Source organism: Nocardia sp. CWNU-33 (assembly GCF_046764895.1).
Taxonomy (GTDB): Bacteria; Actinomycetota; Actinomycetes; order Mycobacteriales; family Mycobacteriaceae; genus Nocardia.
The window spans coordinates 188,238-212,050 of record NZ_JBKOQN010000001.1; the positions used below are offsets into that span (position 1 = coordinate 188,238).

Annotated in this window: 1 protein-coding gene (only partly in view); it reads right to left on the reverse strand. The window is 67.5% G+C overall.

The whole window is internal to a sigma-70 family RNA polymerase sigma factor gene (locus ACLMAL_RS00570) on the reverse strand: the coding sequence, 104,907 nt in all, runs 67,692 nt past the left edge and 13,402 nt past the right edge, and what appears here is coding positions 13,403-37,215 — codons 4,468 (partial) to 12,405 (complete); the first complete codon in reading order (the gene reads right to left) occupies positions 23,809-23,811. Both the start codon and the stop codon lie outside the window.

The following is a 23,813-nucleotide window of genomic DNA, read 5'->3' on the forward strand; positions in this document are numbered from 1 at the left end:
CGCTGCAGCAGAGTCCGGCGCCGCCGCTGCATCGCCGCCCTCGACGGGACCCCGTGCTGATTCCTCCGCGACGCGCGGCTCTTCGAAATGCGCCCATACTTCACCGTGGTCCTCCACCCCCGACCGTTTAGCGGCGGCAAGCGATCGGTGAACCTGCGGACCCACCGCAGCAGCACTGTGCTGGGGAACATGCTCTGCTAGGGGGTGGTCTTCGTAGCCTGCAAGCGGTCGCACAGGGCGGTACTGATCGCATTCGACGGACACCCGCAACGATCGGACATCGGCATCCCCGGACAATTGCAACGTTATTTCCACATACGGGGATAGCATGTCCCGGACGCTGACTGCTTCCTCCATACGTTTGCCAGGGCGAGCAGCCGAACAGGTCGCAGCGAGCCCTGTGCCGGGCTTGCCCTCATCCAGCTCCGACTCATCGGGGAAGTCCGTGATGAATTGGAGCGCGTCCAGTCCCGCACTACGCAACACATCCGTCGCGGCCGCGATCTGGTCCGCGTCACGCCAGCCCAACTCCCGCAGCTTGTCGCCCAACGCGTTCGCGACCTCTTCCAGCGCCCCCTCGTCACCCCACTTCAACCTCACGGTCGCCGCAGTACGGTCGGAGGACAAGCCCCGTACTGTCCGCGCTTTCCACGCCGAGTCACTCGGATCCGTAGTGCCGACACGGCTTTCCAGCACGGCATCGTGTGCACGGAGAGCGCGGCCCCTGCTCCTGAGCGAGGCCATAAGAGCGACCTGATTGTCCGCTGCCCACGTCAGAAATCCGTGGACATCGTCGGAAATCTGCCCCCACAAACGGGCAATCTCAGCTTTGGCTCGTTCCTCCGACCACAGTTCTGCCAGATCAGCGCCCGCCGCGCTGGCCTCACGCTGTAACCTCAGCTGCCCTTCCGCCCAATACATCGCAGCGAAGGCATGACTGGCCAACAGTTCGAATCGCCGCGGGGTCGCGGTGCTGGAGACTCCACCGAGCTCCTCGAGCCGAGCGAGCATGGCATCGATCTCGCGATAACGAAGTGTTGCCGCCCTCAGGTCGGTGTCGTAGCGGTCGGCGTCGAGAACTTTTAGCTCATCCAAGCGCTGCCGTGCGGCCACCAACTCCTCGTCGAATCGATCCGACAGCAACACGTCGAAGTCGGCATCGGTTTTAGCAGCTGCCTTCGCCAAGGCTGTTGCTGCCTCGGCACGTACGGTGACCAGAACTTCGTAGGCCGCCCGAAAACCTTCCGGAACACCGTCTTTCCCCCTCGGCTCGACGGACGCGGGCGGCTGCGCCGGTTCCGGGACAGCCGTGCCGTCACCGACCTCCGGCAGCTCCTGCCTACCCCGGTCCGGCTGGTGTCGCCCGATCCGGGTCCTCGGCTTGGGGACACCCGCAGCGTCCGGGTTGTAGGCGACGGTCGGGGTGCCGTCCGCGTGACGGAAGATGACGAAGGTTTGCTTGACGCCTGCCTTGGGGACGCCTTCGGAGGGAGCGTAGCGGTCGTTGGTCGGAGTGACGGTGGGGCGCTGGATGACGTGCCGGTCCTGCGGTGTGGCTTGCTGCCAATCCCGGACTCGCACAACACGGTTGGCGTCGACGTACATCTCGTAGGCGTGCGAGCCGACCTTGTCGGTGCTATTCGGGTCGTAGTGGGCGTTTTCGTCGACCACCACGGCGGTCGCGCCGGGGCCCATATCGAGCAGCATCGCGGCGATCCGGTCGTGCGCGGTGAGCCCGCCGATTACCTCGTTGCCCAAGGGCTCGGGGTGCCAACCGGCCTGCAGCAGGTAGGTGAGCTCGTCGGCCGACCGGCCGTTGGTGCCGGCGTCCTGCGCCACGGGCAGGCGCAGGTTCGGCCATCTTCTGCGCTGGGAGTCCGAGACGTAGGTGGTGCAGTTGGCCGAGGCGCCCTCGAGCTGCTGGTCCAACTGCGTCAGGTCGTTGGTGTCCGGCAGCCGATGCTCGACCGCGCCGTCGCCGACTTCCAGGCCGGAAGGATCTTCCTCGATACGGATGTCGGCCGGCAACAATGCCGCAAAGGTCATCGCGGAGTCGACGATGTCCTGACCGCCGGGCAACGCATCCGCCGCGATTGTGGCCATGCCGAGTTCCGGAGGCCGGTAGTGGCGTTGCACCTCCATCATGCTTGCGAGGTCGCGAGCCAACTCCATGCCCGCCGCCGGCGCCAGGTCGTGGGCACCGAGATACATGACCGATGCCTGTGTCCCACTCAGGTCGAACGCGTCTGCGGCAGCGTCCATCCCGTCCGCCAGCGGCACCGCGCCCAGGCGACCCGCCACGGTCACCTTGATCCGGCTCGCGATGTCCACGTCGTTGAACGTGGCGATCATCCGCTTGAGCCCCTCGCCCACCAAGCCGAGCGCCGGTATATCTATGCCCAGCGACAGTACGTGCACCGGGGGATGGCCTGGCAAGGTCGTGGCGTGGAGGGCGGCGTCCGCCAAAGCCAGGTACCGATCCTCCAGCAGTACCAATTCCGTTAATCCATCGGGGATTTCGGCGATCGTGCCCGCCGCTTGCGCACTCCACAGGAATTCGAGTCGCTGCGCGAGCAGCATCCGGTTGGCACGGTCACGCCACCGCGCCGGAGCCCCCGGCTGCTCGGCAAGCTTTGCGGGCGCTCCCTCCACCAGTAGCCAGCGCTGGTCCTGGCTCAGCGTCCCCCAGTTCGCCTCGAAGTTGTCGGCGGTGATCGCCGTGTCAACGCCGAACAGCCGATGCCACAACGCATCCGCATCCTCGCCCACGTTCGTATCCGTCGGCAGCTGGGGCAACACCGGTCGCGGCGGTACGTCGCCGGAGTCCGGGACGGCACCGAGCACCTGCTCCCGGATGGCGGCCAACTCCGCCAGCTCACCTGGGTCCCGATCACCGAGCGCGAAGTCGAGGAAATTGTCGTCGACCGACAGCGGGACCGCCTCGGTCTCGAATTGCCCGCGGCGCGATGCCATCCGGTCATCGGCTATCGCTGCGCGCACCAGCTCGCTGTCACCGGCAACGGTGACGAGCCGAATCCGCACATCCCTGGAGTGGGCCATGGCCAGCTTGGCCAGGTCCTGGGCGAGCCTTTCCGGGTCGGTGCCCTGCCAGAGGGCCACCGCCTGCGGCCCGAGGTCCGCGTGCCCCACTTGCTTGACGAGTTCGCGATGGGCGCGGTGCAGCCCGGCGCGCAAGACCTCCGGAGTGGGCCGGGTGGCGGTGACGAATACCGTGATCTCTTCCGGGGCAGCGACTCCCATCGATACGAAGGACCTGGCGTTCGCGTCCTCTCGCACCGGCAGCGCCAACAGACGAGTACTCAGCTCGAAGTCGGGAGCCCAGTCCTGCTGCTGTTCGCGCGCCAACCGGTCGGCTCTGTTCAGGCATGCCAGCAGTGCCTCCAGCCGCGCCACGTCCGCCGTGGCTCCGGCGGCCTGCTGCTGGTTCACCGCCGCCGCGAGCCAACGCATCCAGGCGTCCACGCGGCCGCGTTCTTCGATGCCGGCCAGCTCAGCGGTCATCTCGGCGGCGAGCATGTCCTGCTGAAGAGCACTCGGCAGCGCATCGCCGCCCTCGTGCGGCGACACCGGAAGCGACTGGTATTCCGACAGATCGAAGGCGAGCGACTGCGCGTAGGGCAGTTCCCACACGGGGTCGTCCAGGTCGGTCATTCGGGTGTGCGCCGCGCGCGCTACCTCGACACCGTCACCGCGACCTACGATCTCTATCCCGGGTCGACTCGACGACGCACGCAGCTCACGCACGTGCGACAGCTCCCGGGTCAGCACCTCCGCGTCGGCAGCGACGAGATCGACCGTGTGCGTGGCGCGGCCCTCGGGAGCGAGGTCGTCGTCGTAGCGCAGCACCGCGATAACCGCCACCGAGCCCCGCAACTGCTGCTCGGCGACGTACGCGGCGAGCGATTTGGCCTTTTCCGACAGTAGATACAGGTCGGTCGCCGTTTCGGCCACATACCCGATCACGATGTCCGCGGTGGCCGCATCGCCGTACTCGAGCACGATCCGGCCCCGGTCACCGGCCTGATCGTCGCGGTTGTAGTCCAGCAGTCGAACCGGTCCGATGTCCTGCGCAATGGCTTCGAAATCGGTGTCCCGCAGGGTCTCGTCCACCGCTTCGAGCTCCGCCAAGCGATCCTCGCCAGCTGTGCGGAACTCCGCGTCCAGATCCGCCCGGTTCCTGGCGTCCCGATCGCCGGAATCGCCCGGCGGGGCACGATCGTCGCGTGCCAGACCCGCTAGTGCGGCGTCCGGCACATCGTCTTCGATCGCGAACCGTTGTCGTTCCACGAACGGGATCACGGCATTGCCGTGCTTATCAGCGACGACGCCGTGCACCGCCAAGATATTCAGCTCGTTGCGCTCGCGCAGCCAGCCCCGCACCTCGCCGTCGCGGAAGATCTCCTCCTTCCCGTCGACCCACTCGCGCACCACCAGATGCTCGTCGTCGTCGACTTCCACCTCGAACATGTGCCCACCGACCCGCCGACCGTGCCGGTACGTGATGGCCCCCGCGATCGCGCCATGATGTTTACTCACGTGCGCGATGAGATCATTGAGCGAACGGAAGCGCTGCCAGTCGGCGTCGGCCGCGTCCGCGACCGCCTCCTGGTGTACCCCTCTCAGCGGTGCCGAGAACAGAACGATCTCGGGCATTTCGGCCATCCCACCGCGGCGCACCCGGAACTCCAGGAATCGCTTCACCGAGAACGGAGCACAATTCGTTTTGCCCTCGTGCACCGGAAGATTCGGCACGACCGCGGTCGGATCGATCGGCTCGGACTGCCCGACGATTGTGGATACGAGGACATGCATCTCGTCGTCGCCGTCTTCAGTTTGCTCGCGAGCCAAGGTATCGAGCCGATCAGCCTGCTCCAGCAGCTGGTTGTAGCGACGATCCGCCCGGAGGTATTCCTCGATTGCCGCAGTCTTGACCCGCTGGTCATCGTACTGCCGCAGCACTTCTCCCGCGCCGGCCAGACTCGGGGTCATTGACACCCGCTTGCGCTGAGAAGTATTCAGGTACCCCTCGTGCAAGGCCGACATCGGCTTGCCGAGGCGGTCGGCAAGTTCCCTTAGTAGCGCGGCCCGCCGCGCGCGCGCCAGCCGCAACGCGGCAGGAGTCAAGGCTTCAGGGTCCACGCCGTATTCGGCGAGATCCCGCCCCGCGCGTCCTCGTTCCTCGTTCGCCAGGCGTACCTGGTCGGCCAAGACGGCGACACCTGCGCTGCGCGTCCACCATTGGTGGTGCGTGATTTCGGCATCCGCGATGGCCAGTTCCGGGATCATCTCCATGAATTCGGCGATCGGGGTCAGCTCGTCGGGCGTCGCCCCCGCCAGCAGGCCAGTGAGGCTGTCGCTCAGCTCATCCACGGACAGCCCCAGCCCAATGGCCACCGACTCCGCGCGGTCGAGCTCCCCCTCGCGCTGCTGGGTAACCTCGTCGACGAAGGCTTCGAGGCTCTCGAGCAGCCGCATATGCGTCACCAGACGTCGAACCTGCGCGGCAACCAGTCCCCGTGCCGACTCGGTCTCCGACACCGGCAGCGTGCCGACGGTATCCAGGTATTGCTCGAATCGACGCACCTGAACGTCCGTGGATACCAGCCTCGCGGCATTGTCGAACAGCTTGGTCAGGATGAACACGTGGTCCAGGTCGATAGCGATCGTCGACAGGTGGTGAACCGTTTCGAGCACCCTGCCGGGCTCGAGGTCGGCAGGGTCTACTTGGACCAACTCCCCGTCGATCCGCAGGTTGCCCACCAACTCCGCCAGGTGTGCGGCGGCGCTGTCGCGGGCTTCGCGCGCCAACGCGAGCCTGCCCCGGATCTCCCGTTCCGATCGGTCCGGCGCCGAATCGATCTCGGCTGCCACACTGCCGTCCATCCGCACCTGGTTGACAACATCGGCGGAGGTGGTGATGTGGTTTTCCGGTCGGCGATCATAGGGATCCTGAGCGCGACGCATGGCGTTGCGCTCTGCGAGCACGCGTTCCAGCTGTACGACGGCAGCGGCGGCCCGGTCCTGGGCGGAGGTGACCGGGTTGTGCCCATGGCCACGGACAATGGCGATGAGCGCGGTGTCACCATCGGCCAACCCCTGGAACTGCCGGGCCGCCGATTGCCAGCTGGTACTCAGCTCTGCGGCGTCGAAGACCGCCCAGTGCACCCGCTTCGCAGTGTCCGGGTTTCCGAAAGCCACGGTCAGTTCCCGGGTTTCACCGTCGACCCGGTGCGAGAGCCGATGCACCGGCACTCCGTCGGCGGCCAAGGCCCGCAGCGCCTCGTGGATGTCCTGATGACCGGCGGCGATCGGCCGCCCTTCGTCGTCCGTGCGTGGGGAAGCAATCGCGTCGAACAGCGCCGACTGCCCGGCAGCGTCCCGCACCGCGGTGGGCAGTCCGGGGGCATCGGCCAGGATCTCGGGATACAGCTCCAGCAGAATCCGGTGCACGTAGGGCGGCCAGGTGTGCCAGATCCGATCATTGGCCGCGGCAAGGCGGCGCACTGTTTCGAGGTTGGCGTCGGGTGGCGCCAGCAGGTCTCGGATACTGCGTATACCGGCCCATTCCAGCGCGGTGAAGACCACTGCCTCGAGGTCTGTGCGTACCTCTGCGCCATCGCGCTCCCGCAGCGAGGTGTGCGGGTACGGCAGCGGCACCTTGATCTCGTCCACGGGGTCGGCGTAGATGACCGCGACCGGAGCCGACAGCACCCGCTGGTCGGGACCGGACAACGTGACGGCGCCGTCGGCGACGGCCCTGGCCTGTTCGCCGACAGCCGACAGGTGGACTATTTCCGGCGGTGGGGTGGATTCGTCCCGGGTCCCGATGAGGTCGGTGAGCTGCTGGTGCAGGGTGCCGCTATCCCCGGGGTAACTCAATACCGCCGCAAACGACCCACCGGGAAGCTCCGGTGTCACCTCGTTCATCATCCGAGCCAGATCCGGATCGGTGATCGTGATGCCGTTGCCATCGTCCACTGGCTGCGGTGTCACCGAGCCGCCGGCGACCTGCACGAACAGGTTCCGCGCCCGGTGCACCTCGCCGACGGTGAGCAGCGGGCTCCCCGATTCGCCGGGCTTCGGGAACGCCAGCAATCGCACCGGCAGCTCGCCGGGCAGGTGCGAGGCCCAGCGTTCGGCGACGGTCAGCCGGTCGGCCCATGCGTCGAGTTCCGCGAGCCTTGCCACGTTCTCCGCGGTGGGATCGGCGGTGCGCAACTCGTCGCGCTCATGCACCAGCCGCAGCCGATTCACCTTGTCGCGCAACGTATCCGGCAGATCCTCGCCGGCCAGTTCATCGATGATGGTGTGCAGGATCTCGTCCTGGACCCCGAAATCGAGTGAGTTCCACCGCAGGTCGATCTGACGCAAGCGCGCTCTGCGGCGAGCATGTACCCGCTCGTCGGGAGCGACTTCGTCGAATCCGCCCTCGGCGTCGACGGCGGCAACCGTACTGTCGGCCCGCCGGAGCAGACCCTGCCACTTCTCCCGCGCCGCGGTCGGGTCGAAGTCGACAGAGCCGCGATCGAGGGTCGGCAATCCTGGACGCGGCGGAACGTATCCCGGTATCTCGGCCCTTCGGGCGCCGATACGGACGTTCTTGAAGTCCAGACCCGCGACCGCCCGCGATGTGCCGTCCGGGCCGAGCGGGTTGGCCGCGGTGCCATCGGCTTTCAGCGCCATGCCGGCCAGGCTGTCCACGCCGATCTGGCCGGACGCCCATGCCTGGAACGTGGTCTCCGTGTCGCCGTCGATCACCATCACGGTGTTGCCGTCCCGGTACACGGTGACAGCGTGCGAACCGATCTCGTTCAGGTTGTCGAAACCGCGATAACCGAGCACCGCGACTACTACGTCCCCGGTGGCATGCACCCGGTCGTGCAGTACCTGGAACGAGTCGAATCCGCCCTTTTCCCAGTCGGATCCGACGATCTCCGGCGCCTGTCTGGCATCGGTCCCCGGCAGCCGGGTCAGGTCGACGAAACGCTTCGGCGGCCGCTTGCCGAGTTTCCGGTAGGCGGCGTCGGTGGCATCGAGCAAGCAGGTGCCCTGCTGCTTGTCGCCGGTGGAATTCTCGCCGCGCAGATGTGCCTGAACGGCGGTATCCGGACGCTCGTAGCTGGAGACGTCCCCGGGGCGGTCTTCGATGCGCAGCGAGGTCAGCTGTGCGCCGAACCCGTCGTCCAGTGCGGCGTCGATCCGGGCCAGTTGCTCGGTGGCGGCGGCGGCGGGCGATGCGGGGAACGCGGCATTCGCCAGGTAGAGCTGGTCCTGCACCCGCACCCGCACCCGCTCCCCGGCGAGGACCGCGAGCCGATCGGTGTGCTCGCGCAACCGGCGCAGCTGTGCGGCCGAGGCGTCCCGCCGCTCGGCGTGACCGACCATCTGCTGCAGTTCATACGTGATCCGGGCGACCGTTGCCGCCTCATGGCTGTGGGGCCGGTACGCCTTGGCGTCCTGGTAGGTCGCGATCAGGTCGGCGACCTCGAGCCGGCCCGAGGAAACCTCGAAGCTGTGGCCGGTGTAGCTCTGCTGGTACTCCTGCCGGAGTCGGCCGAGGTGCTCGTCGGCCACCTCGACACGCGCCTGCGCCTGCGCCTGCGCGGCCTGCAAGTTGCGCAGGCGGCGCATGCGCTCGGCGACCGCGAGAATCCGTTCCCGCCTCGCGATCTCGACATCGGCATTCCGACAGGCATCCGCCGGCATCGTGCGTTCGGGCGCGTCGTGCTGGTCAGCGAACAGAGCGGCCAACTGCGATACCCGAGCCGGGGTGAGCTGTGATTCCGGAACACCCGACACCCGCGCCAGCTTCTCGGCACTCTCGCGGCGCTTTTCGCGGTGTTCTTCCAGCTCCGCTGCCTGTGTGTGGACGTTGTCGAAGGTGACGAACTCATTGCCTGGCCGGGCGCGCAGGTCGGTGCGCTGCTGCTCGAGCATCTGCGCCAACTCACGCATCGCAGGGCTGTCGGTGGCGGGCGCCGCTGCGGCGGCGTCGAGAACCACACCGAACTCGCGCGCCATTCGCGGCAGCTGATCCAACCTGGTGTCGAACTCCATGGTGAGCTGACGCAGAGTATCGAGTTCATCGTCACCGTTGCGCCGCATCTTCCTGCGGCTGTTCTCGATCGCCACCGCCTGCTGACGCAACTCGGACAGTTCGTCCACCAACCGCCCGAACTGAGCATTGGTCACGAGTCGCAGGTCGAAGTGCGCCTCGGCGCGGAATATCGCGGATTCGACCAGGTCGATCTTCGCGGCCCGCGCGGGCAGTGCGTCCCGTACCGCCCGGCGCATATCGTCCAGGTGGACGCCCAACTGGAGCACGACGGTATCCGACCGCTTCGTCCGATCGCCGAGAATCTTGCGCTTCGCCGCGGCCACCGAATCGCTGAGCCGGCGGTTGCGCCGCTGGGCGGCCAGCGACACCGGTCGGGTGAAGGCGGCGCGGTGGTGAGCCATCTGTTCGTCGGCCAGCGCGGCCCGCACCAGAGCACGGTCGCCACGGTCGGCGTGCAGCCGGATCGTGCCCGCGACGGTCCGCTCGGCGGCGAAGTTCGCGAGATCGGCGGCCAGCCTGCGTGGGTCGGCGGCCTGCGACACCACGACCGCCACGGTTCGGCCGGGATGCGCGCGGTGTTCTTCGGCGTACACGCCCAACGCGTCCCGCAGACCGGTATGCAACGACAGCGCATTCGGCTGCCCGTCGACCAACACCACCACCTGGTCGGCGGTGCGCGGATCGCCGATGGCGGCGAAGTTGGTGACCCCGGTCCAGCGCAGGTCGAATGCTGGGGCGCCGGGCAGCGCCTGCGTCCACTGCCTGGCCCTGGCCACGATGTCGTCCAGGTCGATGCCGGCTTGCGGCACACGGCCTTTGATGGCATCCCACACCAGGACGCCGTCCCCGCGGGCGACAACTTCGAACGTCGGCGGAAGCTGTCCGGGCACCCGGACTTCATGGATGGCCTGGGTGGAAACGATCCGGTGCACCAGGTTCTCGCCGACCGCGGTGACGGTATCCGCCGCGCTCCCCTCGGCGCCGTAACGCAGCACCGCGACTGTGGCCGTCAGACGTCCCGGCTGGTTCTCCACCTGTGCGATGTCGGCGGCCTCGTTCACCCGCGCGGTCAGCTCGCCCGATGTGGCAGCATTCGGCGCCGCGAACCAAACCTGGTGCTGCGCAGTGGCTTTGCGGTCACCGAACTCGAGAACCAGCACCCCGTTGTCGTAGGACATCAGGTGCACAGGCAGGCCCATCGCCTTGCCGCGGGCGTCGGCGATCTCCACCGCCTTCTTGATGTCGCGCAATTCCTCGAGCCGAACCATTCCGGCGGCATCGAGGACACGGTCGCGCGCTCGCGCCTCCATCTCCAGGAGTTCCCCCACCGCCGCGAGCCGGTTGTTCCTGTCCTGCCATCGGCTCGGCGCGACTTCGGCGGCAGCGAAGATGGCCGGGTGCTCCTGCGAGAAGGCCACGCGGACATCGATGTCCAAGTGGTCGGAGGTCGCGTGATCCCAGAAAGCGACCGCACCCCGCGCCTTGGCCCGCGTGGCAGCGACATCGACGCGGTTCCCGTCCGGCCGCAACTCCTCCACGCTCGCCAGGCGCGCGGCGCTGACCGAAGCATCTATCGCCTCACGCCGCCTGCGCGACCGATCATCGGCCCAGTTCGGATCTCCGGCCACCGCCGCCTCGACGAGTCGGCCCTCGGCGTCCACCACACCGGGCATGTCCCGCCCGACCACACCGGCCGAATCGCCCTCGCCCAGCGGTTCCAGCGGCTGTGGGCGACCGTCGGGAACGGCACGGAAGACGATGCCGTGCAACCGTCCGCTCGGTCGGTCCTTCCACTTCGCGAACGGCACGTCGACGACATCGTGGCCTTTGCGTTCGTGCACCCACACCGTGCCGTCTTTACTGCGATACACCACGAACATGTGTGCACCGACAGCATCGTGGGTGACCGTGCCCATGACGATTTCGCCACGCGCCGCACGCTCGCGCATGACCTCGAGGTTCTCGAAGCCGTTCTCGAGCCACTTCGCACCCGCACGCCGCGCGATGTCGGACGGCAGCATGCCTTCGGTATAGATCGTCGGGTCGAACACCGACGGCGGGTCGATGCCTTCGACGTGGAGGACTTCTTTGACGAACCACAGCGAGTCCGAGGCGCAGATCTGCGGCACGCCGGCCAGGTGGGTCTGCTGTGCATCGCTCGGGAACCCGGGCCATTCCACGTCACCGTCGAAGACACCCGACAGCAGATCGGCCGCGGACAGGTCGGCGGCCGGCGGTGTGGTCGGCACGTCCCGCACGCCATCGGTGGGCACCGGCGGCGCCTGCACCAGCAGCGCGACCTGCTCTTCGAGCGGTGTCGAGAGGATCCGCTCCAGCTCGGCGTCGAGCTGCTGATCGAGTTCGGCGACAGTGTCGGCTTCGGCGACAGTGTCGGCGTCCTCGCGGGCGCGGGCAGCGGCGCGTTCGCCGGCCAAGGTGTCCAGCCGCCGGTTTTCCGCTGCCAGCATGTCGACCTGCTGCTGCAGCCGGGTATGCGCCTGGTGATAGTCGATCATCGCGTTCAGCTGGGCGAGTCGCCAGGACTGTCCGCGCGGTGTCTCGGTGTCGACAGCAAGGCGGGCGAGCAGCTGTTGCCGAGTGTCCGGTCCCCAGTGCACATATTCGGCGTCGGCGGGAGAGTGCTCGACAAGCACTGCCAACTCGTGGAAGAAGCGCCGTTTGGCCTCCAGCACCCGGACCTGCGCCTGCTGCAGCATGGTGTTCAGGTTTTCGAGCTGGAGGCTCAGATGATTTGCGGCTTGGAATTTTTCGATGTAGACGAGGTCGGCACTGGTCTCCCACAACTCCATGAACGCCTGTAAATCGGCGTCGTCATGCCCGGCCTCCTCCAGTTTGGCCAAGGACGGCACGAGCGGCAATGACTCCACCACGTGCGGGGTCAGCGATTTCGGGTCGACCTCCAACCAGGGGGCGATCTGCGCCGCGAGTTGCACCTGCCGGGCGCGCATCGAGGGGAGATCGTCCGGAGTCGGATCGTTCGGGAACCGGAGCGGATTCCACACATCCGCCTTCCGTGCGGCGGGGGTGTCGTGCAGGGTCTTGCCCAACCAGATCCGCTCCGGTGCGGCGGGCCGCTCGTTGAGCTGCCAGGCGATCTCCGCCAACCGGCTGTCGAACAGCTCGCCCAACAGATGCTCGACGGTCTCGGTCCGACCTTCCGGTTGCTCCGCGTCCGGTAGAGGTTGCTGGGCCGCCTCGAATTCCCTGGCGAGCGTTGCCAGGTTCTTGATCTGACCGGCGAACCGGTTCAATTCGTCGTTGGTGTCGCGGCCAGAGCGCACCTCCGCCTGCATTCGGCCCAGCGTCCGGTCCAGATCGACGAGCCGCCGCAGCCGGGTGTCGTAACGGTCGATCTCCGCGACCAGGGTCGATACCTTGTGGTAGCGCACGAATTTCGCATGCGCTCGCGCCTGCTCCGGACCGGCCAGCAACCAAGCGGGGTCGTTCAATTCCTGTTCGGCCAGCACGGGGTCGACCAACACGGCCGCTGCGCGTTTCTTGGCGATGAGCGGTGGCGTGGCATCGTCTCCGAGTGTGCGGCGAGCCAGGATCTCGGCGAATTCGGTTCGCGCGGCCTGCATCCGCAGCCGCAGCTCGTCGCGACCCGGTCCCGCACTCACCAGCTCGGCCCACGTCATCCCCACGCGCTCGGCCGCCAAGTGCAGGTCCAGGATCGCGCGGGTGCGCAGCCGAGCGGTGGACACTGCCGTGGTTACCAGGCCTGAGGCGAAGGGCGGCTCCGGCCTGTCGGTGCGGCCAAGCACCGACACCACGATGGTCGGGAATACGCCGCCCGGCTGGAGGGACGCCAAGGCTTGGGCTTCGAAGATAGGGGTGACCTCGTCGAGCAGACCTTGCAGGTCGGCGCCCGCGCTGACCAGCGTTAGCAGCCCGTCGTCGTCCGCCGTGTCCTGGTGGTGTCCGACAACTGCCAGTTGCCGCAGGTCGTCCAGCGGGACCTCGGTGTCGACCGTGGCGTAGACCGCGCAGCGCGTAGCGTTCTCGGCGTTGCCGATGGCGACCGTCGTGCCGTCCAGCTCCACCACCGACGCGGTAGGGGACCCCGGCAGCCGGTCGACCGAACGAAGGAACCGCTGTAACGACTCATGCGTGGAACTCAGCACCTCCAGCTTGTGCTCCGCTGCCGGGGTGACCCCGTCGGGGTGATATTCCTCCTGCCGCAGCCGTTCGGAATACCGGTACATGGTGGCGATATAGCGGGCGGAAATCGGCGCGCCCGGCAGGTTCGCGACCAGCTCAGGAGCGACTACGGCGACGAGATTCAGCGCGTCCGGGCGGCTGTCGGCCGCCCGCAGCACCGACAGGAGTTGCCACGCAGTGGGTTCGGGCCCCAGCTCGCGCAGAGCCTGCGCCAACTGGTGTGCCGTGGCCAAGGATTCGTCGTCGAACCTGGGGTCGGAGGCGTTCTGCTCCATGACGCGCTGCGGGTCCCACGGATTGTCTTTGTCCATCGTCTGGAACTCACCGGCCAGACTCCGGGCTGCGGCTTCGACCACAGTGCTGCCGCCGCCGCGGCCGACCAGTAGCACGCTCGGCCTGCTCTGGTTATGTCGAGTTTCGTAGGCCGCGTTCGTCATCGCGACGTGTTGCACCAGCTGGGCGGCGTCCCACTGCTCGCGGGCATCCAGCACGGTGGCCCAGTAGGTAGCTGTGCCTTCGAGGGTGGCGAAGTCGTAGTCGACCGTCATTATCATCGCCACGGTGCCCGACCCCGCCTGCTGGTGGCTGCGCAGGATTTCGGCGGCCTCCGCAGTGGCCCGCTCGATCCCTTGCTGATCGGACACCGCGCCGGCCTGGAACCAGATCAGGGTGTCGGCATCCGCGGTGTCCCCGACACCGAGCCGGATCTGGTGGCGCCCGCCGGTTGCCGCCGCTTTGCCCTCGGCATCCACATCCGGCAGGAGCTTGCCCGACAACAGCTGAACCGACATACCGGGAGCGGCCCGGCGCAGTGCCTCGGGAACCTCCAGGACGAAATCCTCGTCGGCCGCCGGTAGCTGGCGCACCAACTGCTTCTGCCAAGTGTCGAGGTTGTCCTCGTGTTGGTCCCACAGCTGCACCAGCACAGCTCGCATCGCCTGCCGCACCAGCGGGTGCAGTACCTCGGCGGGCACGGCGCCGATCACCTGTCGTAACTGCGGATGCCTGCCAAGTAGTTCCGCGGTCAAGTCTGCGTTGTCCGCGGCCTGCCACAGCTGCGCGACGAATCGGCCGATGGTGCGGGCCGACGCGACATCGAGCTGCCCCTGCTCGATCGGGGCCAGCAATTCCGCCACGGTGCGCTTGTTCGCCTGTTGCAGGGCATCCCGCACCAGCGGCACGAGTTCCGGAGCGTCGGAGGAAAGCTCGAACCACACCTCCCGCCCCGAGTCCGTGCGCTGCATCCCGGACCGATACCACTGTCGCCAACGATCGGGTTGTTCCGGCGTGCCGACGAGTGCACTACCGCTGTCCGACAAGGTCACTCGTAGCAGGCCGTCGACCGTCTGCACGCGGACGAGAACTTCGCTGCCGCCGGTATAGACCATGGCGACGAAGATTTCGTCGATCTCGTCGATCACGCGGTCTGCATCCCACGGCGACCAGCCACGCAACTGCTCGGCCAGCTGGTCCGACACCATCGTGCGTGCGGCACTGTGATCCTGGGGCTGGAAGTCCACCGCGGCCCACAACGATGCCCCGGATCCCGCCTCCGGCCAGGCATCCGGGTCCGTCCGGCTCTCGGTCGGCGCCGCTGCGCTGTCCTGAGCCCACGCCACATTCGATTCCGCCAGCCAGCCGGTGAACCGGTCGTGCATTCGCCGCATCGCCGGGGCGAGGCGTGCAGCATCGGCACCCAGATCGACCTGTTGGTACCGCGCGACGACCCGCTCGCCGACATCGGCCAGCTGCAGCAGGACTCGCGCCGACCCACCACCGTCGAGCTCCAGCGTCACGGCCACCGAAACCCCAGCCACCGTGGTTTCGACACCGTCGACTCGTACTCGGAAGGTAGTGCCGTCCACCGTGTCGGTGCCCGCGAACACCTCATCGGCGTTCAACCCGTCCCAAGCCCACACCGCTGCAGGTGTTGAGGAATCGGTGACAACCCCATCGTCGCGCCAGATCGCGCCCTGTCCGTCCGCGGGCGGCTGGGGCACGGTGGTGCCGACCTTGAAGTCCTCGCCGCTGCGCAGCCGCAGCACCTGGTGACCGCTGTACACATGATGCGGTTCACCCTTGTTGTCCAGGAACAGGGCCAACACTTTCTGGCCCACTTCATCCGAGGACACCGTGAGGTCGCTCTTGTACACACCCATGCCGATGTCGCGGCGCTCGATGTGCTCGTCACCATTGAGGTCGACCCACCGCGTCAGCCAATAGGTGTGGCCGAGGTCCCCGGCCCCGTTCTTACCGGCCACGGTCGGGACGAACACCACCACACCGATTTTGTCGCCGCTGCCCTTACGCACCGACTCGCGCTTGGCGGCCCACTCACGCAACATGTGTTCCACAACGGCGACATCGGCCACCTCCTGCGACTTCAGCGGCCGTTTGTCCGGCTTCCGCTGCCCCAGTGCCGCTTCGACTCGACTGACGAATGTGCCGAGCAGGTCTTCCTCACCCAGCATCGACAACAGTCCGCGGACCGGAATCCCGTAGTACTCGGCGATGTCGCCGAGCACCGCCCGCGCGCACTGGTTGAGCTCGTGCGCAGGCAGCGAGCCCACCGGGTTGACCCATTCGCCGGTGTTCGGGCGCACGTAGGTCACCAGCGCGGGCCCGGCGCCTTTTTCGACTGCGGCGATCACCGCTTCAGGGGTCTCGGCGGACAGTGCCAGGTCCAACTGGCCTTTGAGTTCGTCGATTTCCCGGTCGAGTCGGACGAACTCGTCGGCGAGCGACGCCACTTCGTTCAGCAGGTCCGTCTGGACGAAGGCCGAGTCCTGGTCGGCCCGCGAACTCTGTCCCGTCAATAGGTTCAGGGCTTCGGCCATGACCTGGTCACGTAGCAGGCGTATCTGGTGTGGCCACTGCGACGCGGCTCCGAGTTGAGCCTCGGACATGCCGTGTGCCGCGGCCCGTGCGACCACCAGGTCGCTGATCTGACGGGACTCCGCCGTCGCGGCTCTGTGCCGTTCGACGATCTCGTCGACCTGCCGCAGCTGCACATCCAATCGCAGGAACCGCAGCGACCGGTCCCGGTATTCTTCGGCGGCTGTCAGGAGCTGGTCGAGCACCTGGTGGCGGTGCGCCAATTCGGCGCCGCTCTCGCTGTCCCGGCCCCTTGCCCGGTCCAGCCGGATACGCTGAACAAACAGATCCCGCTTCAGTTTCTGCAGGTTCTCGGAATCGCGGAAGTCGTTGGGATCTGTCGGGATCGGCTCGGCGTCAGGCGCATCGGTGGGGAAGTGCAACTGGTAGATGCCGCGAGTCATCGTGTACCGGTCGGCGGCGGCCTGCTGTTGCGTGTACGCCTGCCGGCGAGCGGCGGCCAACGCGTCCAATCCGGTCGACCAGGTCGACAGCCGACGCATCCTGGGCTGGATCTCGATCAGGTCTTCCAGCAGCCGGTGGGTCTGGGCAGGCACGAACGCGCGGCCCTGTTCTGCCCGCCCGAGTATCTCCTGCACCCGAGCCGAGGTCACGGCGGACGCCGGGATCCCTTCCGCGGCGGCGATTTGTGCCTTCGCACCGTTCAATGCGGCCAGCAAGTCCCAGATGTTGCTGTCCGGGCCCAGCCATGCATGATCCGGTGACGCCTCGACGAGCTCGCGTCCTGTGTCCGCGAACGCCAGTCGGGCGTCCCGTAGTTGCGCGGCGGCATTCGCAGCGAACCGATCCAGGTTCTCGCCCTGCGTGACATAGGGGTACGTTTTCGGGGTCCGCGCCAGAGCCTGTGCTGCGTCGAAGGTTTCGATAGCGTCCTGGACCCAGTTAATTCGCCGCTCGGCCTCGACAAAAGCACCGGTCAACGCCCGTAGTTCGGCGTACTCGAACGCCGCGTCCCGCACCCCGGCCGGTGCCTTGTCGTCGGAGAGAATCTGCTCGAGCTCCGAGGTGGTCGGCGCCGTGTTCCGTTCGAGCAGCCCAAGCAGCTGCTTCTCGACCTGGGTCTGCCGGTGCTCCAATTGGGCGCGCTTCTGCTTTCCCATGACCGTCTGGAGCTCTTGCGCAGTCAGGCCGTGGGATTCGAGGTCAACCGGCTGCCGGAGAACCGTGGGCAGACCGACCGGCTCGAGCGCCTCCGTCAGATCTCGGGCCAGGTCGTCCAGGCGCACCAGGTCGGCGGCCAGCACGGTGTACTCCTGCTCGGAGATCTCCCCGTGCCCGCGCCGGGCGTAGGCGTTCTGCAACGCAGTGTCCAGGGCCTCGATCCGACGCTCCCAGGCGGCGAATCTGCGGGCGTCTTCGACGTGCTGCAACACGCGGTCCAGCCAGCGGAAGTCCCGTTCCGCACGCGCCACCTCGGGTGGTTTCTCGGCCCACTCGCCCAGGTTCGCCAACGCCTGCATCACCGGCAGGTCGTCGTGCAGGTTCGCAGGCAATCGGAAATCCGCGCGCTGTTCGTCGGGCACCGGCGCCACATCGATCAACGAATTCAGCATCTGGTGTAGTACGTCGCGCTGGGCCGACCAGCGATCCAGTTCGGGGGGCGGCTCGTGCTCCTGCAGCAGCGCGGCCACATCCACCGGATTCGCAAACAGCGACGGAAGCTGCTCCTTCAGCCGCCGGTACACAACATTGGCAAACTTGCGCAGTGCCACCAAGCCCGCGCCCAACCTCGGTGCGGGATCCGCCGCAGTGGGCTCTCCGGACGGCTTCGCCGGTTCCTCGTCCGGGTCATGGTCGAAGCGCGCGCCCAGGTTGCGCCGCGGGTGGTCGGCGCCGGGGTTGTCGGGCGGCTGTTCGCCGGGCTTCAGCTCGTGCCGCGGTTTCTTGGATTTGTCGAAAACGATGCCGTACAGCGGACCTTCGGGTTTGTCCCATTCGTCGAACCGCACGTCGTGCGCCTGGTCCCCGACACGTTCGTGCACCCGCACCACGCCATCGGAGCCCTTGTACACCACGAACATGTGCGCGCCGACGTCTCCGAAGTCGACCGCTCCCAGCACTACCTCGCCCGCCTCGGCGAGCACGTACAAATCATCGAGGGACTGGAAACCGCCCGGCTGCCATTTCGCACCCGCGGCCAAGGCCACCGCCTTGGGGCTCATGCCATTCAGCTGCAGCGCGCGGTCATGTGGCGACGGCGGATTCAGCTGCAGGCCAAGGATTCTCGCGGCGAACCACAGGGCGTCCACCGCGCACAGCTTCGGGGTGTCGCTGAGCAGGTGCAGCACACGCGGCTCGACCGGGCGTTGCGGTTGTGTCGATCCGTCCGAGGCGCCGGGCGGCAACGATCCGGGCAGCGGGGTGCTCGGCAGTGGTTGCCGCACCCTGTCGGCCGACGACGTCGCCGCCGGACCGTGCCCCGCCGGATCATCGAGCATCCACGTGACATGCTCCTGGACCGAGGCCAGGTCGTCGGTCAGGGACTGCTCAAGTCGCGGTGCCGATCGTGCCGAGTCGACGGCCATCCTCGCCTGAGTGAGGGCGAAGGTGAGGTGGTTCAATCGTCGCGCTGCCGGGTGCTGCGCCGAGTAGGAAGGGTCCTCCAGTACTCGGTCCACGATCTCGGGTGTCAACTGGCTCGGCGTCCACACCCGGAGCTGGGCACATCCCTCTGGTCCGAGCTCGGTCAGCACCTTCCGCGCCTGGTCCTCGACCAGCTTGGCTGTCATAGCCGGCCACCGCCCGACCGGACCCCAGTCGCGCAAGGTGACACCGTCCTCGGCGAGGACATACCCGACCTGGTAGCGCGCGTCGTCCAGCACTTTCTGGGCGGTACGCAGATCGTCGACAGACCGTTCGAGTTGACGTGTAAGCCGGTCGAGTTCACGTGCCGCTCGCGCCCAATGCTGTTGTGCCCGGGCCGCGTCGATCAGCTCGCCCAACGCGGCGGAGAGCTCCGGCTCGCTGCGCTGCCGAAGCTCTTCCAGCTGCGTGAACCACGACTGGCCCGCCGTCTCCTGGCTCGTCGTCAGCAACTGGGCGTCGATGTCCGGGAAGCGGGCGGTCAGGGTGTGGCGCAGGTTGACCAACCGCGTTCTCGCCCCGAGCTTTTCGTGATGCGCCCGACGCTGCGCACCCGACAGCATGCCGAGCACCCGGATCCGAACTCGGTACCCCTCCAGCTGCGCGATGGCATCGTCGAGCGCGCGCAGCTCGTGGACCTGCCGAAGCTCGTCCCGGCTCGCCCCGAACGACTCCAATTCCTCCTTCGCTACGTCGACCCCGAACTCGTCACGCAACTGCTCGGCACTCAGCACCGAGAACAGGCCGTACCGCTCACTCAACCCAGCGGCCAGCTGCTCGCGCCGGATCCGCCATGCCGTCACCGCTTCATCCGACGTCAGCGAGGTCGTGTCCACGGTCATGGGCGTGTGGGTCACGGCCTTGCCTGCCCACTTCGTCATCGCGTCGTGGCGGACTCGGACCAGTTCGGCGCTCAACAATCCCGCTCGCGCCGGGGTACGGCGCCCGGGGGCATTGACGAAATCAGCCAGCCTGCTGTGCAACAGGTCGCTGAGCATCCGCTCCGTCATGGCGTGCACTTCGACCGCGCGAGCCCAGTCCAGCAGCACGCGCCGTTCCTGCACCTCCCGGGCCAGTGCCCGCACGGCCTCTCGGTCGATAACAGGGTTGTCCTCGATGCGCGCGATCTCCGCGTCGAGTTGTTGGGTGGACAGCTCCGCCAAATCGGCGTCGGTCTCCAGGAAGCTACTCAACAGCAGCCGCGCCTGGTGATATCCCTCGTTCAGGTTTCGGAGGGCAGCCCTGCTCTGCTGGGTTGTGTCCGGGTTCAGCTGATACTTGGCCAGGATGTCGTCGCCGAGCGCCTGCGGGAGCTCCGGAGATGCCATCGGCTCCAGCTGCTCCAGCTCACGGGCGAGATCATCGAGCGCGCGGAGATCACCGACCATCCGGCTGTACTCATCCGTGCCGTGCGGTGCGTGGGCCAAAGATTCTCGGATCACGTCCGGCACCTGCCTTATCAGCAGGTTACGAAGATCGATTCGGTCCAGCTCCCGAAGTAAGCGCATGGCTCCGTGTCGCCACTGGAATTCTCGCGCGGTTTCGGCCGAGACCTCGTGGCTGTCGATCCGTTCTTTCAGGTCGGCCAACTCCTGCTCGGCCAACACCGGATCAGCCAATACATCGGCCGGAATTCCAGCTTCCCGCGCCAGCTGAGCACGGGCGGCGTCAAAATCGGCGACGAACCTGGCTCGAGCCGGAGAATCCTGCCGTTGCAGCTGTTCAGCGAAATCCTCGGTCCGAGCCCAAGAACCATGCTGTTCAACAGAATCCACATTTCCGCCGTCAAATTGCGAGAGCAGAACGGCCAGCCCTTGGAACAACGTCGGCCTCCGGCCGCGGTCGGCCTCCCCCAGCTGCGTGAGCCCTCTGCCCGGTGCGGCGTCGGCGGGATCGGTCTGGTCCACCCGCGCACCCATGTTCGCGATCGCGAACGCCTTACCCGCCCCTGGCGCAGGCCGCTGGCGGGGGGCAAGCGGAATCGCCGCGGTCCCATCGGCATTGAAGACGATGCCGTGCCACCCGACCACACCGGACAGGCCCTTGCGCCACGACTCGAAAGTGACAGCGCGCCGGTTCCCGTCGCGGACCATGACCCGGCCGTTCTCCCGGTAGATCGCCACCGCGTGGGCACCGACCACGCCTTCGCGTTGGAAGCCGTCGAACGCCACCGCCCCGATCATCACCCCGCCCTCGGGCACCGCGGCGGCCATCGCGTCGAAGTCCGCGAACCCCTCCGAATGCCAGTCCGCGCTCACCAGCGTCGCGCCGAAATCGCCGGATATTCCGTTGAGCGACGCGAACATCGACTCCAGCGTCTTGATCCGACGACGCAGGTCAGCAACCACGGGGTCGGCCTCGGGGTCCACTCGCGGATCCCGGAACCGCGGATCCCGCAACCGAGCCTGCAGGGCACGGTCGAGCGCGACCCGAGCGGCCTCCGGGAAGCAGTTGTTGGCAACACCTTCCACGCGATGCGAGGGCTGCCACGCCTGAATGGCCTCGTCCGGGAACGCGACGACGACACGGTGGCCAGCCAGCGCCTCGTCGGCGCGGGCGTTGGATATCAGGCCCGAAACCGCGGCGGGCGGCGAAGCGGCATCGGCTTCGTCGTGGTGGCCGACCAGACGCACCGCAGGTACCGGCTGTCCTTCGGGGCGGGTGGCCAGCATGTCGGCCACCGTCTGCGCCAAGGCCGCAGCTTGTCGGCGCTGAGCCTGCGCATCGGGCTCGACGTCGGCACCGGTCTCGGCGTCCGGCCCGATCCACACCACCGCAGCGGCCGGCCCCTCGGACGCGGCGACATCAGCGACCGCAGCGGCCGAGGCCCGCATCAACGCATCGTCGCGCGAGCGGGAATTCCGGTCCACCACATGGAAACTGATGTTCTCCGCGGCATCCAGATCGCCGATCACCAGCAGCGTGCCGGTGGTGCCGATCATCTGCACGGCCGGATGCCCCGGCACCTGCGCGGTCCACCGTTCGGTGGCGGCAAGCAGCTCCGCCCTGGCATTCACCAGCGTCGACCGTTGGCGCTGTTCGGGGGTGAGACTGTCCGCCGCCGACAGCTCTTCCCGGCTGCGGCGCAACATCAGCCGCATCGCCTCGTCGCGCGCCGCGCGCGGGAAACCTTCGGTGGTGGCGACCGTTTCGGGCGTCGCCTGGATCATCGCGCGTTGGGTGCCCGGGTCGGTCCAGGCCCACGCGATCGCGTGATCGTCCGCCGATCGCGCCCACGACCGGATATTTCGCCACCGAGCCGCGGCTCGGTTGTGCTGCTGCTGGCTGCACCCGGGGTCCTCGCGCAACGCAGCACGAGGCTGAGCGCGCTCAGCATCCACCCCGCCTCGATGTGCCGCAATACGGTGCTCCAAGGCGCGAACCCGGTTGGCGGCCAGGTGATATCGCCGGGTAGCGATGAGTAGCTGCTCCAACTGATAGTCGCGCCGGCGGTCTGCGACAGGCAGCTCCTGCCCCTGCTGCGCCAGGGTTTGCGCCAGCGCGTACTGGCCGGCCAGGAATTGCGACACCCGGCCACGAGCTTGCGCGTGACCCTCACCCGTCAGCTCCGCGACGTTGACCGACAACCCTGCGACAATGTCGGCGGGCAGGGCACCGACCACCTGCCGCAATGCCTGATACGCGCTCGCGTGTTCGGTGACCAACGCCCGGTGCCCGGCTCGCAGCCCGAGCGGGATCGGCAGGCCGTCGGAATCAGCGTTCGGCGCAGGCAAGAGCAGCGGGCCGGGATCGCCTACGGAATGTTCCGGGGGCACAGCCGGGATCTGCTGCTCCGCGAGCCGAACACGCTGCGCGGCTTCCTCCTGCCGACGGACCGCATGCGCGATGTCCCGGTCGGTGTGCAGTGGATCGCCGACACCAATCGGGTGCGGCATGGTGCGCAAACTGTGGAGCTCGTCGCGCATCTGCGCAGTGGCATGAACGGCCCGGGTGTCCATCAGCGATACGGCCTCGTTCGCCCGGGCCGACACCACATCTCGCTGTTCGCGCAGCGTGACCGCCCAGTCCGAGAGCGCCGAGACGTAACCCTGTTCGGCATCGCTCCACTCCGACCCGGCGCCCGCCGCGTCGAGCCACGTGCGGAACCGGGCGGCTCGCATCCCCAACTCACGGAAGTGGCGTGCGGCGATCTCCACCTGGGTCTGCACATGTCGCTGGTCGGACGCCATAGCCAGCCGAACCATCGACCGCAGCTCGTCTTCGAGCCCGTCCGGCGAGGTCAGGTTCGCCAAGCTCAGACCTGGCAGCTGTGCGACCAGGCCGCGCAGCTCGGTCCAGCACCGTTGGTACTCCCGCGCCAGTGCCGCGTAGTCACGCCGCGGCCCGGCGGGCATTCCCACCGGGGCTGTGGGTAGTGCCCGAGGCACCGGCTCGCTCGGCGCGCACGACACCAGGGTCAGGGTGATGTTGTCTCGCCCGCCTTGTCGCAGCGCCTGTTCCAGCAGGTACGCGCTCTTCGCGGACAAGTCGCCTGACTCGTGGATCAGGACCTTCGCCAACTCTGCCGCGTCGGGTTCGGTGTCCCACAGCCCATTGGTGTCGACCATCACGACATCGGTGGCCGACACGGTCCCGGAGACAACGTTGCCCACGGGCAGGGTCTCGCCACGACCGAGTTTGTGCCGCAGTTCCCGCGCCAATGGCGTGCGCAGCGCCGCTCGCTCGGAAATGTCCCGGGCCCCCATGAAATCCGCGAGGTACGAGTGGTCGGTGGTCACCGTCTCCGAAACACCATCTCGCCGAAGCACCTGCACACGGGTGTCGCCGACCCAGCCCGCCACGTACTCCCCCGGCTGCCCATTGCGACCGGGCTGCACCATGACCGCCGCGATCGTGGTCTTGGGCGGCTTGTCGGCATTCGCGTACTCGGCGGCGGTGAGCGCCTCTACTTCCGCCTGTGCCGCGACGATCGCTTCGTGCATCGCCTGTTCGGCCGCTGCCTTGGACAGCCGCTGTCCCGGGCCGAGCCCGTCCGCGACAGCGGTCAGGTGCGCGAGTGCCTTCTCCGCGGCCACTTTGGCGGCGCGATGGCCGTCGATGGCGTCCGACTCAC